The organism is Chryseobacterium capnotolerans (assembly GCF_021278965.1).
Taxonomy (GTDB): domain Bacteria; phylum Bacteroidota; class Bacteroidia; order Flavobacteriales; family Weeksellaceae; genus Chryseobacterium; species Chryseobacterium capnotolerans.
Genome location: NZ_CP065589.1, coordinates 2,110,648 through 2,123,786, shown reverse-complemented (window position 1 = coordinate 2,123,786; position 13,139 = coordinate 2,110,648). Strand labels below are relative to the sequence as shown.

Genomic DNA, 13,139 nt, shown 5'->3' with positions numbered 1-13,139 from the left:
GAATACTTCTGATAACTTCCGAAAAATACACCATACGCGGTAATGTATGCTTGTATAATTTTGTATCAACATCAAAAAACAAAAATTATGAACAAATATCAAAATCTTTTCGATACCCAACGAGAATTTTTCTTCAGTGATAATACTAAAAGCTATGAATGGCGTATGGATCAACTGAACAGAATGGAAAAATTTCTTACAGAAAATCAGGATGCATTTTGTAAAGCACTTGAAAAAGACTTTAGAAAACCTCCCTTCGAGCAATTATTTGAAATCACCGTACCGCTTGGAGTAATAAGGTACTATAAAGAAAACCTCAAACAGCTAATGACTCCGCAAACGATAGAAATCCCCAAAGGTCTGGAAGCTACAGGAAACAGTGGTGTCATCTATAAAGAGCCTTACGGAGTTACTTTGGTTATAGGGCCATTCAATGCTCCTGTATTGCTTTTGCTTGACCCAGCCATTGCTGCATTAGCTGCAGGGAATACCGTTATCTTAAAACCAGCCAATACAACACCTAGTGTCGCCCAATTATTTCAGGAGACTATTCCTCAATACTTTGAACCTGAAGCAGTAACTATTATTACCGGAGGAAGGGAAGAAATTACAGAGTTATTAAAACTTCCTTTTGATTTTATCTTCTTTACAGGAAGCTCCAATGTAGGAAAAGTAGTTATGCGTGCTGCCGCAGAAAATCTGACTCCGGTCATTCTTGAACTCGGAGGTCAAAACCCTACTTTGGTTGATGAAACGGCCAATCTTGATATTGCGGCAGACAGGATTGCCTGGGGGCATAATGCGATATCTGGACAATGGTGCATTGCTCCTGGATATGTCTATGTTCATGAAAGTATTGCTGATGTGTTTATTGAAAAACTGAAGGCATCTATCCGAAAGATGTATGGGGAAAATCCTCAGGAAAGTCCTGATCTGGCCAGAATGATCAGCGAGCATGATACAGAGCGTGTAGCTTCTTACATTATTCCTGAAAAGGTAGTTATTGGAGGGCGTTATGATGTTTCCCAAAGGTATGTGGAACCAACTGTTTTGTATCCCAGTACCTGGGACGATCCGGCATTACAGCAAGAGGTTTTTGGCCCCGTTTTACCGGTAATGGTTTATTCTGATTTGAAAGAGATCACGAATATCATTAAGCGAAAACCAAAATCTCTTGCAGCTTATATTTTTAGTAAAAATCAGAACCATATTGATTATTTTCTCAATTCTGTCTCATTTGGAGGCGGATGCGTCAACCAAACCAATTTGCATTGTTGGATAGATAGTCTGCCATTTGGAGGTGTTGGCTATTCAGGAATGGGAAAATATTATGGGAAGGCAGGGTTTGATGCATTAAGCAATACTAAGGCTATGCTCGTTGGAAATCCAGATCTGGAACTCGATGTTTTCCCTCCGTATGCAGGAAAAGATATTGCAAAAAATTTAAGTGTATTTAGCTAAACATTTTACAAATTTCTAATCCAGAATTGTGACTTTTTTACCTGAGCTTAAGTTTCTATCAAAAAATCATTATAATCTCAATACGTTATCGTGTTGGGATTTTTATATTTTTGTTTAAAAGAAATTACAAGATGAGTGAAATAAAACAATATCAAGCAGTTGCAGTTGCAAAAGACGGAACCCGCCACAGCATTGATGCCGCATTCATCATCATCCAGCTTGAGGAAGAGGAAATTGAAATATCACTAATCCCGCCACATCCTGCTTTTCAAGGAAAACTGACCTTAACAACCGGCTCTGCTATTCATGGCCGGGAGCAGGAGAGAGGTTCTGGAAGCCGGCTGATGATTGAAGCGGGAGCTGCCAATGTCATTCATATCACTCCGAAAAAGAATAAACCCCTCTGAAACACTAATGATTATAAGGAAACATCCTGCTGAAACCTTTTAAAAATCAACAAATCATTTATATATTTGTGAAAAATAGAAGCATGAAGTATTTGTTCATTATGATATGTTTTGTCTGCTCCATTTTTGGCCAGGCACAGCAAACACAAGATCCATGGAAAGAAAGTCAGCTAATGGATCCTGCATTATTAGCCTCCAGAATTGTAAAGCACAAGACCAAAGATTTATTAATCATTTCTGTAGGACCGGAAGCTATTATTAAAGGTTCTGTAGATATCGGTCCCACCCGTGAACCTGAAAATCTGGAAAAATTAAGAACTTATCTTAAAGATATTCCTAAAAACAAGGAAATTGTAATTTACTGTGGGTGCTGTCCTTTTGTAAAGTGTCCGAATATACGTCCTGCATTTAATGTATTGATGGAAATGGGCTTTAAAAATGCCCAACTTTTGAACCTTCCAAAAAATATTAAAACCGATTGGTTGGATAAAGATTATCCTACAAATGATTAATATGAAAACAAGTTGTACTCTCTTATTTTTAATCCTGTTCTCCGGATTTATATTGGCTCAAAGTAAAATTGAGGTAGGGAAGAAGGCTCCTGAAATAACAATGGCAAAACCAGATGGATCTTTATTTTCTCTTTCGAGCCAAAAAGGGAAAATAGTTCTTGTTGATTTTTGGGCCACCTGGTGTGCTCCGTGTGTAGAGGAACAACCTGAATTGAAAAAACTGTATGAAACCTATTCGGATCAGGTGAAGGGCAATAAGTTTGAAATCCTGGGAGTTTCATTGGATAAAAACAAAGAGAGCTGGAAGAAAGCAATAGACCGTTTTGGTATGAACTGGATACAGATCAGCGATTTAAAATTCTGGAAAAGCCCTGTAGCAAAAGCTTATGAAATAGATGAACTTCCTTTTAATGTAATTATCGACAGTGAAGGAACTATTATCGCCAAAAACCTTCATGAAAAAGAACTTGAAGAATTTTTAAAGAAACATTTAGTTCAAAATTAAAATCGAAAAAATAGCGATAAAAAAAGAGTGGTCATTTGCCACTCTTTCTTTGTTTTTGACAGTTACTTGTGTATTAGAATCTAGGCTGAATGTAGCTTTGGTGTCAATAAGAAAGTTATGGAGGGAAAATCATTTTTGATTGACACGTTTTTTAAGTCAGGTTTTATTTATTACTGCGTAAAAATAAGCATTAAATCAGTAAAAATCACAATAAAGGGAATAATTCAAATGTTAATTTTTGTTTTATTACAAGTAATAATTCGTTCATAAATGACTATCAACAAAGGAATATATATGTTAACAGTCAGACATAAAATAAGTTATATAGAATTAAAAATATTTATTTTTTCAAAAAACATCAAGAAATTCATAGGCTTTTAAAAGCCATTGATATACAATAAAACCAAATATTTATCCATGATCTCTATTTTCGTTTCATGAAAAAAAACTTCTACCTTAGATTTGCATTGTCAGTGATCTTACTTATGCATAGCGTTATTTCCATTTTTAGTGGTGATGTCAACAATTTTGGAAACATTTATCTGAATTCCTTAGGATATGCTCCTACAGGCCTGTATCTCGCCTGGCTCATAAAACTGATTCATCTTGTTTCAGTCCCGTTACTTTGGCTGGATAGGTACATAAAGCCAGTTGCGATCAGCAATATGATTATTTTCGTTTTTGGGATTTATTATATTCATTGGGAGAACGGATGGTTTGTAGTAGGGGGAGGAAGTAACGGAATTGAATTTAATATCCTGTTGATCTTTTGCTTCCTGAATCTCATGTATCCTGAAATTCGTTTAAAAAAGCATCTCTAAAAATATTGAATAAAATAAACCATTAAGAAAGTAAGATATCAAATAAAGTTCTCTTTACCTATGAAATATCTTTGACCTTCTTTTACTAATCTTAAAGGCTAAAAAAATTAGCTATAAGTCGTTTGTAGATAAAAGATCTGTTTTTATAGCTTTTATATTTTTATATTTGACTAAACAATGCTACTTTGTACTTTTAAATCATAGCAGGCTTGAAATCAATTAGAAACTCCAAAGTACAGATTCATTTGCTTTTTTGGATATTGTACTATCTACTGGAAGCTTATCTTGACTTTTACTGGTCCAGATATCAGTTTCCTGATTTCATGTGGCAGACAAGGCTTCAGAATACCCTTATTCTTGAATTAGGCTATTTTCTGGTTAAAATTCCTCTTGCTTATTCCTTGTTGTATGTCTATGAAAAGGTTCATATTAATAAGGTATTTAAATTTCTTCTTTATGTTCTGATTGTCATACTCGCAGTTTTAGGACATCGTTATTTCACTCATTATATTATTTATCCTTATATCTATGGGGTTACAGAGACTTTAGATGGTAAAGAACCATCGGGATTTATGAATGGATTTGTTGCTTTCAACTCCTTTATGGATCTTATTTTTATGGTTGGATTGGTTTTCGGGGTGGAAATTACAAGACAGAAAAACCTGTTGAAAGAACAGATTTCTCAATTGAAATCGGAAAAACTGGATCAGGAACTCACGATGCTAAAAGCCCAGATCAATCCTCATTTTCTGTTTAATACACTGAACAATATCTACGGAATGGCTCTTAAAAAAGCGGATGAAACCCCAGATGTGATCCTCCAGCTTTCGAAAATCATGCGGTATAATATCTATGAAGCGGCTGAAAAGAGGATTTCCATAGAAAAAGACATTGAAAATATTAAAGATTTTATCCAGATCCAAAAATTAAGACACCATCATCTTAGTGTACATTTACGAGAAAGTATTGATCATCCTTCTCAGGAAATCTCTCCGCTTATTCTGATTCAATTTGTTGAAAACGCCTTTAAACATGGTGTTTCTGAAAGCCTGGGAGATTCATTCATCAATATTGATATTGAACTGAAAGATGGAATTCTTACCTACAATATTCAAAACTCGAAGGAAGAAAGACCCCATCAGCATTCTACCAAAATAGGACTGAAAAACATCCGCCGGCAGCTTGAATTGCTTTACCCGCAACACAAGCTAATAGTAGTGGATAAAAGTGGCCAATATAGTGTACAACTTAAAATTGATTTCAATGATACCTCCAAACTCTAAAAAATACAATTGCCTGATTGTAGAAGATGAGCCGATTGGTGCTGAAATTCTGGAAACTTTTATTTCCCGGGATCCGGAACTTAATCTTATAGGTAAATGTTCTGATGCTGTTCATGCCAATACTCTTTTGAATATTCATGAGGTAGATCTGATGTTTTTAGATCTTCATCTTCCTGTAGTGAAAGGGTTTGATTTTTTAAAAAACTTAAACATCCACCGTTTGTCATCGTCACAACAGCTTATCATCAATATGCGATAGAAGGGTACGAGTTAGATATTACAGATTATCTGCTGAAACCTATTCCTTATGATCGGTTTGCCACAGCCATCGGAAAGTTTAAATATCTAGTGGAGGCAGAGGAGGCTCTACTGGAAATAGGTGAACGTGATCATATTTTTATCAGCAGTGGAAAGAAACAGGTTAAAATTATTCTACAGGATATTTTTTATATTGAAAGTTTAAGAGAATACATACATATTCACACCAAAACGGAGACTTTTACTTTTAAAATGCCAATCAGTAGAATAGAAGCAAGTTTAAATCCAAGCATGTTTGCCCGTATTCATAAATCCTATATTATTTCCAAACCGAAAATTGAGGTAAAATCAGCAACCGTTGTACAGGTTAAAGGGAAAAAGCTTCCTATTGGCAGAACTTATAAGCCGTTTATTGATTTATAGTGTTTTACCACCCCGTCAAAAATTCAAAGAATTTTTGACACCCCTCCATTGGAGGGGAATGTTCAGTCCTTCAATTCATTATTTGTGGAACCCGTAGATTTCTACCTATTTTTAAACAATTTAAAATCCATATTATAAGAAAGGATTTCCGCAACTCATTACTCATTACTCATATTTTAATAGACTCTATCCCGCCATTCATATATAGATTACATCATATTCTTCACCAATTATTGAATTTTGATCAAACAATAAGCAAAATCAATAATTATGAAATACAAATTAAAGCTTTTAAGTGCAGGGGGTCGCTTTTTTTATCGGAAGCGAAACCTATTTCAGCCAGAGGAAACAGGACACCCTTACTACCCAGAATATAGAAGGGATTGTAGTTACTGCGCTAGGAATTAAAAGAGAAAAAAAATCTTTGGGATATTCTACACAAGAGGTAAAAGGTGAGGATATTAATAAGAATCCTACGACCAATTTTTTGAATAATTTATCGGGAAAAGTAGCTGGGCTTGAGATCAGGCAGTCTACCAATTTCGGAGGTTCAATAGATGCTGTTTCTAGAGGATACAAGTCTATTTTAGGGGATAATCAGGCTCTTTTTGTAGTGGACGGTGTTCCTATTATCAACAGGAATATCAATTCCATAGTACAGCAGAACGGATTTGGAGGTTATGATTACGGAAGTCCGGTTTCGGATATCAATCCCAATGATATTGAAACTGTAAATGTATTAAAAGGAGCTGCAGCAACTGCTTTATACGGTTCCCGGGCTCAAAACGGTGCCATTATCATTACGACTAAAAAAGGAAAGAAAAATGCACAGGGTATCGGTCTGGAATACAGTGGCAGTATTTCTGTTTCTACCATTGACAAATCTACATTTCCGGAATATCAGACTCAATACGGGCAAGGGTATTTGGGGAATTTTTTCCCTGAATATCAGAATGGACCTATGGCAATTTTTTGGCATGACGCTTCTTATGGAGCTCCTTACGATCCTAACCTCATGGTATGGCAGTATGATGCTTTCATTCCTGGTTCTAAAAACTTTGGAAAGAAAACACCATGGGTAATGGCTAAAAACGGACCGATTACTTTCTTTGAAAAAGCTATCAATCAGACCAATAATATTGCTTTAAGCGGCGGGAATGAAAGGGCTATCTTCCGATTGAGTTATTCCAATACCAATGCTACTGATATTATGCCTAATTCTTCTTTAATGAAAAACAATTTTGGTGGAAATGCAACTTATAAGATCACAGATCAACTTACAGCAAGCCTTTTTGCCAATTATATCACACAAAGAACCAAAGGAAGGAATTCCACAGGATATACAGACAATATTATGACTGGATTCCGCCAGTGGTGGCCTACCAATATAGACCTCAAGTATCAGAAATATCTTTATGATACTTACCATAAAAATTATACATGGAATATAACAGGACCTGGCAATCTTTTTCCATCTTATTGGGACAATCCTTATTTTTCCCGGTATGAGAATTATCAGAATGACAGTAGAGACCGTTTTGCCGGAAACTTCAGTCTGAGCTATGATCTTTCAAAAAATATCAATATCCTGGGAAGGGTAGGTATCGACGGATATACGATGATGACCGAAGAAAGAAAAGCTGTAGGATCTATGCCGGTTTTTTTCAGTTTTAATCCTATAGAGCAGCCTTCAGGATATGCCGTTACCAATCTCCGTTTTACAGAAACCAATTATGACCTGATGGCCACCTATAAAAACAATATTACACAGGATTTAAATCTGCAGGCATTATTAGGGGGAAATGTGAATGTTCAGTCCAATTATTCTAATGCACAAACCACTACAGGAGGATTGTATATTCCGGGTCTGTATACTATCTCTAATTCGGTATCGACTCCAGCCAAACCTATTGTAATAGATAATACAAAATATATTTATGGTGCTTTTATACAAGCCTCTTTAGGTTATAAAAACACTTATTATCTGGAAGGAACTTTCAGGAGAGACCAGTCTACAGCATTACCTAAAACAAAACAGGTGTATTACTATCCATCCGTTTCTGCAAGTGTTGTATTTTCCAATCTGCTGAAACAGCAATGGTTAAATTTCGGAAAAATAAGAGCCGCCTATGCAGAAGTAGGCTCTGATACCAATGCAGATCAATTAAGAAACCGATACATTCCTCAGGCATCTATAGAGAATAATCCTGTATATTCATACAATACCTCTTTAAGGAATGCGGATCTTCTTCCACAGAAATTAAAAAACTTTGAAATAGGAACCAGTATGCAGTTTCTTAAGAATAGGATAGGTATAGACTTATCATGGTTTCACAATACTGCGTTTAACCAGATATTACCACTTCCTATTTCTTTGGCAACGGGTTCTCTGTCTAAAATTCAGAACACAGGAGAGCTTACTACAAAAGGAGTTGAGCTTACTTTAAATATTACACCTTTGAAATCTGAACATTTCACCTGGGATATGGCTATTAACTGGTCTAACCCCAAAACTAAAGTTACAGCCTTAAGGGAAGGTATAGAAAATATTACACTGGGGACATTGCAGGGTGGAGTCACTATCAACGCTCCTCTCAACGAAGAATATGGAAGCATTTGGGGTTCAGATTTTGTGTATGATCCCAATGGAAATAAAATTATAGGAAGTAATGGAGCTTATCTGCATACGGATGACAGCAATCATAATCTTGGAAGTTTTCAGTCTGATTTTGTTGCAGGGCTGAATAATTCCTTTACCTATAAAAATTTTAACCTAAGCTTTCAGATCGATTGGAAAAAAGGGGTAAAATATTTTCCCTGGATCAGTATTACGGGTATGGAACCGGACTTTATCCTGATTCTGTTGGCATTAATGATCTTGGAAATCCTATCAGAAATACACTTGAAAACGGAGGTGGTGTTATTTTAGCGGGAGTCATGCAGGATCCTAATAATCCGGGGCATTATATACCCAATACCATACGTCTTGACCGTTCAATGTCCAGCCAGACCTTGGAAACCGATCCTCCTGTAGCTGCATTTGTCTATGATGCCAGTTTTATCAAGCTGCGACAGGTATCTGTTTCTTACACTTTTAACAATCAATTCTTAAAAAAGGCAGGCATCCAGAACCTTACTCTTGGTTTGATTGGAAGTAACCTATGGATTATTCATAAGAACCTTCCCTATGCAGATCCGGAATCTGGACTTTCATCCGGAAGCATTCAGGGATATCAATCCGGAGTACTGCCTGCTACCAGAAACTTCGCCTTCAATCTGAAAGTTAATTTTTAAAAACGATTACTATGAAAAATATTATGATAAGCTCTCTTTTAGCATTGGTGCTCATGAACTGTACATCAGATGATGTGAATGATGATCCGAATGTAGCCTACAATATGGCTCCTGAGCCTCTCCTTACATACGCAGAAAAAGAACTGAGCGATTATATGACCACCCCAAGTGTTAATGAAAACAATTTCCGTCTTACGATGCAATACTGGCAGGAAGTGACTTATGTGAGTGAAAGTAATTATAATTTTACCGCAAGAAATGTCTCCAATAATGTATGGACAGACAATTACGTGAATGTCTTGAACAATCTGAATAAGGCTAAAGAGCTTATAGAGCAATATCAGCCCACCGCTTCAGAACAGATTGCATGGCCAGTAAAAAAGCAGAATCAATTAGCAATTATTGATATACTGTCAGTATATACCTTTCAAACCATTGTTGATACTTTCGGCGATATTCCTTACAGCCAGGCTCTTAATTATGAAAAATATCCTCTTCCCATCTATGATGATGATACGCAGATTTACGAAAAATTAATTACCCGTCTAAAAACAGATATTCATAACCTGGAAGAAGGAGAAGGCAGTTTCGGTTCGGGAGATATTATTTATAGAGGAGATATAGGAAAATGGAAAAAGTTTGGAAATTCATTGCTTTTAAAATTAGGAATTGCTCTATCAGATGTTAATCCATCATTGGCTCAATCTACTATTAATGAAGCTATTAATGGAGGTGTTATTACCAACGAAACAGATAATGCCAATTTCAGATATCAGGAAGAAACGCCGAACTTTAATCCATTGTTTGAAAATATTGCCAATAGCGGGCGGAATGATTTTTTTGGCGGAAAGCCTTTTATAGACTTCCTGAATACAACTTCCGATCCCAGAAGGCCTCAATATTTTAAGGATGTACATGGTGAATATATCGGGCAGGCAATTGGGGTACCTGGTGTTTTCTCAGATTTTTCCGCTCCGGGAATTTTTGCTTACATACCTATTACTCCTGGAAAAATAATGACCAGTACTGAAGTTGCTTTTTACCTTACAGAAGCTGCTGCAAGATTCGGAATTGGCGGAAGCCCTGATGCGCTTTACCAGAATGCTGTACAGGCTTCTTTTTTGGAATGGGGACTTTCTGCTCAGCAGGCACAGACTTATCTTTTAAATCATCCGTATGATGCTTCCAACTGGAAAAAATCTATCGGAGAACAGGCTTGGGTTGCCATGTATAACCACCCTGTAATATCCTGGAACTTCTATCGCAGATTAGATTATCCGATTTTACAGGCTCCGCCAACTGCTGTTGCCAATGCGGGCGGAAAAGTTCCTGTGAGACTTCAATATCCCACGTTAGAGGCTACTACCAATGGTACTAATTATGCTAAAGCTTCTGCGGCTATTGGTGGTGATAAGCTTACCACCAAAGTTTTTTGGGATGTTCAGTAGAAAGCTGGGAGAAGGAAGAGGGAAGCTGGAAGTTAGTGTTGAACACAGTATAAATTTTTCTATTTTTTCATATCAATTATTTTGTACACTCTTTAAGCCTGTATTTCTATGCAGGCTTTTTCTTTGATCCTTAAGAGCATTCATAGACAATAATTCTCCTTTTATAGATGTTTTTTTCTGGTTATCCTTCATTTCATCACCTTTGAAGAGTAAATAATAAATGATTAAAATTATGACGGTAAATGGAATTCAAAGACTGATAAGTGGTTGTATTGTAATGGTAATAATAGGAGGCTTATTTTTCAGTTGTAAGAGTAATGATGATAATGATGAACCTACACCAAGTTCCGGACAGAGTATAGATCCGGTAGTTGGAACTTTTAAAGGAACCATACGAATTGCTACTCAGGATTATTATAATGCCATTGTTGTGGTTTCAAAAGTGGATGCTTCCCATATCAAGGTTCAGCCCAAATCCGGCGAAGTGTATTCTGTAGCAACACCTAAAGTCTTAAGTGCTGTAAACCCTGTAGGCGTGGGAGTGGGAGGAAATGATCCTGAAGGAAGCGTTAACTATCTTATCTCGACAAAAGCTTTACAGATCAGTACGAAAAAAACAGCTGCCAGTGATGTGGAATTTTATTACGAAGGCACTAAACAATAATAATATAATGTGGTTGGTTTATTATTCGAATGTTGAATAATGTTTTGGCTTAATGATTAGTAATAATCTTAAGCCAATTTTCATTTAAAAAAGTTTCAGCCCAATGATTCCAACCACAATCAGTAATGCGGATAACAATCTCAAAATACTGGCAGAATCCTGGAAAAACAGAACTCCCACCAACAGAGTTCCTACCGCACCAATTCCTGTCCACACCGCATAAGCCGTTCCAATAGGAATACTTTTTTGAGCATACCAAAGAAACGCGCCGCTTACTGTCATACATGCTATTGAAAACATGATCCAGCTCCATTTATTACTTTCAGGCTGCTGAGATAATTTAAGACCCAATGGCCATCCGATTTCAAACATTCCTGCGATAATTAAGGCAATCCAGTTCATACTACTTTTTTAATGATTAGGAATGAAAATATTCTCTATTCGATATCTCACTCTTCTTATTACGACACAAAATTATCATACCCTTTTCATATTGAAATACATAAACTGAGTGATCCTGCAAAAAACACTGATAAAGTGTCCCATATTAGAAATGAACCGTTTTAAACATTTTATTATCAATAACAAAGTCTGAATATCTGAAATTTTGATACCTTTAAGCTATAAAAATAAGAATAGAAATATTTCATTTATTTCAAATATGTTAACAGATATCATTAAATCTAATCTCGATGTTATTTTTTGTGGAATTAATCCCGGTTTGAAATCATCCAATGATGGTCATCATTTTTCAGGAAGAAACAATCGCTTTTGGAAAGTCCTGCATCAATCCGGATTTACGCCTTACGAAATTGAGGCAGTGAATGATACTGTTATACTAGACTTCGGATGTGGCTTAACAACAGCTGTTGCCAGGGCAACGTCCCGTGCTGACGAACTTTCAAAAGATGAATTTGATGAAGCTCTTGAAGCTTTTACAATCAAAATAACGAAATTTCAACCTCAATATGTAGCTTTTCTGGGTAAAGCAGCCTATAAAGCATTTTCTAAAAAGAAGGAAATTCAATGGGGGCAGCAACCAGAGAAATTTTGTGGTGCTAAAATATGGGTTTTACCTAATACCAGCGGCTTGAATCGTCGATTTTCTCTGGATGATCTTGTTGGATATTATAAAGAATTTTATCAGGCTATTCATCCATAATAAGCTCTATATTTTATTCGGTTTACTTACGTATTTATTCCCATTCACAAAAAATCTCCAGGGTAACAGAGCATCTTCCTGTGCATAAGCAACACCTATACGAGGCCCTGCAGCAATAGTATCAGAAGGATACCGAATCCCATGATCTTCAATCCAGATTTCACTTCCATTCAGGTCTTTTTTATTGAAAGAACGATCAATCCCCAATGCTTTAGCAGCAGATCCGGGACCGGATGAAATGGCTGCTTTGGAAGCCGGCATATTTCTCCTGAGTTCCATAATTTCTTTTCCTATTAATGGCTCAACAGCTCTCACCAGCACAGCATGAGGGGCATTCTCTATAGAAGTCACCACATTGAAAAGGTGATGAATACCATAACATAAGTACACATAGGAAATCCCGCCCTGATTATATAAAGTCTCAGTTCTGTCTGTACGCCTGCCGCCATAAGCATGAGACGCTTTGTCTGATATTCCATTGTATGCTTCAGTCTCTACAATAATTCCGGCTGCTATTTCACCATTAATTTCTGTAAAAAGTACTTTCCCCAGAAGATCCTGAGCCAGAAAAAGAACATCTTGATTATAGTAATAGGAAAGAGGTAGTTTCAATTGGGTGGGTTTTAGTAGTTTATTACTCTAAATTAATAATAATTTGTTAAATAAAAGGCTGGAAGCTGGAAGAGGGAGGTTGGAAGTTATTATTTCGTTTATAACTTCTGAATGGCATTTTAAATTTCAGTAAGGCATTGTTGAAAAACAGTAAAGAAAGAGGGAAGCGGGGAGAGGGAGGTTGGAAGTTACTATTTCGTTGATAACTTCTGGATGATATTTTTAACTTCAGTAAAGTACTACTTAAAAACACTAAAAAAATAGAATTGCCTCCTGACTGCAAGTACTC

General features: G+C 36.3%; 15 protein-coding genes. 13 read left to right on the top strand and 2 right to left on the bottom strand.

Features of this window, described 5'->3' with window-relative positions; all coding sequences use genetic code 11:
* The first annotated feature begins 87 nt into the window (after positions 1 to 87).
* The 12 genes from H5J24_RS10130 (at position 88) to H5J24_RS10075 (ending at position 11,076) form a co-directional block, all read left to right on the top strand.
* Positions 88 to 1,461 (top strand): aldehyde dehydrogenase family protein, encoded by a 1,374-nt coding sequence (locus H5J24_RS10130; RefSeq protein WP_082811211.1) that lies wholly within the window; start codon positions 88 to 90, stop codon positions 1,459 to 1,461.
* Between the two features lie 131 nt (positions 1,462 to 1,592).
* Positions 1,593 to 1,868, top strand: a complete 276-nt coding sequence (locus H5J24_RS10125) for a hypothetical protein (RefSeq protein ID WP_068943288.1) — start codon at positions 1,593 to 1,595, stop codon at positions 1,866 to 1,868.
* Positions 1,869 to 1,951: 83 nt separating this feature from the next.
* On the top strand, positions 1,952 to 2,380 hold the full coding sequence (locus H5J24_RS10120; protein WP_068943289.1) for a rhodanese-like domain-containing protein: 429 nt from the start codon (positions 1,952 to 1,954) through the stop codon (positions 2,378 to 2,380).
* A gap of 1 nt (position 2,381) precedes the next feature.
* Positions 2,382 to 2,885: a TlpA family protein disulfide reductase gene (locus H5J24_RS10115; protein WP_228407631.1), complete on the top strand. Its 504-nt coding sequence runs from the start codon at positions 2,382 to 2,384 to the stop codon at positions 2,883 to 2,885.
* A 437-nt stretch (positions 2,886 to 3,322) separates the two neighbouring features.
* Positions 3,323 to 3,706: a DoxX family protein gene (locus H5J24_RS10110; protein ID WP_068943291.1), complete on the top strand. Its 384-nt coding sequence runs from the start codon at positions 3,323 to 3,325 to the stop codon at positions 3,704 to 3,706.
* A 209-nt stretch (positions 3,707 to 3,915) separates the two neighbouring features.
* Positions 3,916 to 4,989, top strand: a complete 1,074-nt coding sequence (locus H5J24_RS10105; protein ID WP_068943292.1) for a sensor histidine kinase — start codon at positions 3,916 to 3,918, stop codon at positions 4,987 to 4,989.
* A complete protein-coding gene (locus H5J24_RS10100) occupies positions 4,970 to 5,248 on the top strand; it encodes a LytR/AlgR family response regulator transcription factor (RefSeq protein WP_232816281.1) in 279 nt (92 codons plus the stop codon). Before H5J24_RS10105 ends, H5J24_RS10100 begins: the two co-directional genes overlap by 20 nt.
* Positions 5,249 to 5,337: 89 nt before the next feature.
* Positions 5,338 to 5,670, top strand: a complete 333-nt coding sequence (locus tag H5J24_RS10095) for a LytR/AlgR family response regulator transcription factor (protein WP_232816280.1) — start codon at positions 5,338 to 5,340, stop codon at positions 5,668 to 5,670.
* Between the two features lie 295 nt (positions 5,671 to 5,965).
* Positions 5,966 to 8,599, top strand: a complete 2,634-nt coding sequence (locus H5J24_RS10090) for a SusC/RagA family TonB-linked outer membrane protein (protein WP_232816279.1) — start codon at positions 5,966 to 5,968, stop codon at positions 8,597 to 8,599.
* A gap of 8 nt (positions 8,600 to 8,607) precedes the next feature.
* Positions 8,608 to 8,964 carry a hypothetical protein gene (locus H5J24_RS10085; RefSeq protein WP_232816278.1) on the top strand — a complete coding sequence of 119 codons (357 nt, stop codon included), beginning with the start codon at positions 8,608 to 8,610 and terminating at the stop codon, positions 8,962 to 8,964.
* An 11-nt stretch (positions 8,965 to 8,975) separates the two neighbouring features.
* On the top strand, positions 8,976 to 10,412 hold the full coding sequence (locus H5J24_RS10080; RefSeq protein WP_068943295.1) for a SusD/RagB family nutrient-binding outer membrane lipoprotein: 1,437 nt from the start codon (positions 8,976 to 8,978) through the stop codon (positions 10,410 to 10,412).
* 232 nt (positions 10,413 to 10,644) lie between these two features.
* Positions 10,645 to 11,076 carry a hypothetical protein gene (locus H5J24_RS10075; RefSeq protein ID WP_068945095.1) on the top strand — a complete coding sequence of 144 codons (432 nt, stop codon included), beginning with the start codon at positions 10,645 to 10,647 and terminating at the stop codon, positions 11,074 to 11,076.
* Between the two features lie 84 nt (positions 11,077 to 11,160).
* On the opposite strand, the gene H5J24_RS10070 is transcribed toward H5J24_RS10075, so the two are convergent.
* Complete coding sequence (locus H5J24_RS10070) at positions 11,161 to 11,478, bottom strand: DMT family transporter (RefSeq protein ID WP_068943296.1); 318 nt, start codon at positions 11,476 to 11,478, stop codon at positions 11,161 to 11,163.
* Positions 11,479 to 11,737: 259 nt separating this feature from the next.
* Between H5J24_RS10070 and mug the strand changes: the two genes are divergently transcribed.
* Positions 11,738 to 12,238 (top strand): G/U mismatch-specific DNA glycosylase, encoded by a 501-nt coding sequence (mug, locus tag H5J24_RS10065; RefSeq protein ID WP_082811213.1) that lies wholly within the window; start codon positions 11,738 to 11,740, stop codon positions 12,236 to 12,238.
* A 6-nt stretch (positions 12,239 to 12,244) separates the two neighbouring features.
* Here mug and H5J24_RS10060 read toward each other — a convergent pair whose 3' ends face one another.
* Positions 12,245 to 12,850 carry a DNA-3-methyladenine glycosylase gene (locus H5J24_RS10060; RefSeq protein WP_068943297.1) on the bottom strand — a complete coding sequence of 202 codons (606 nt, stop codon included), beginning with the start codon at positions 12,848 to 12,850 and terminating at the stop codon, positions 12,245 to 12,247.
* Positions 12,851 to 13,139 lie beyond the last annotated feature (289 nt).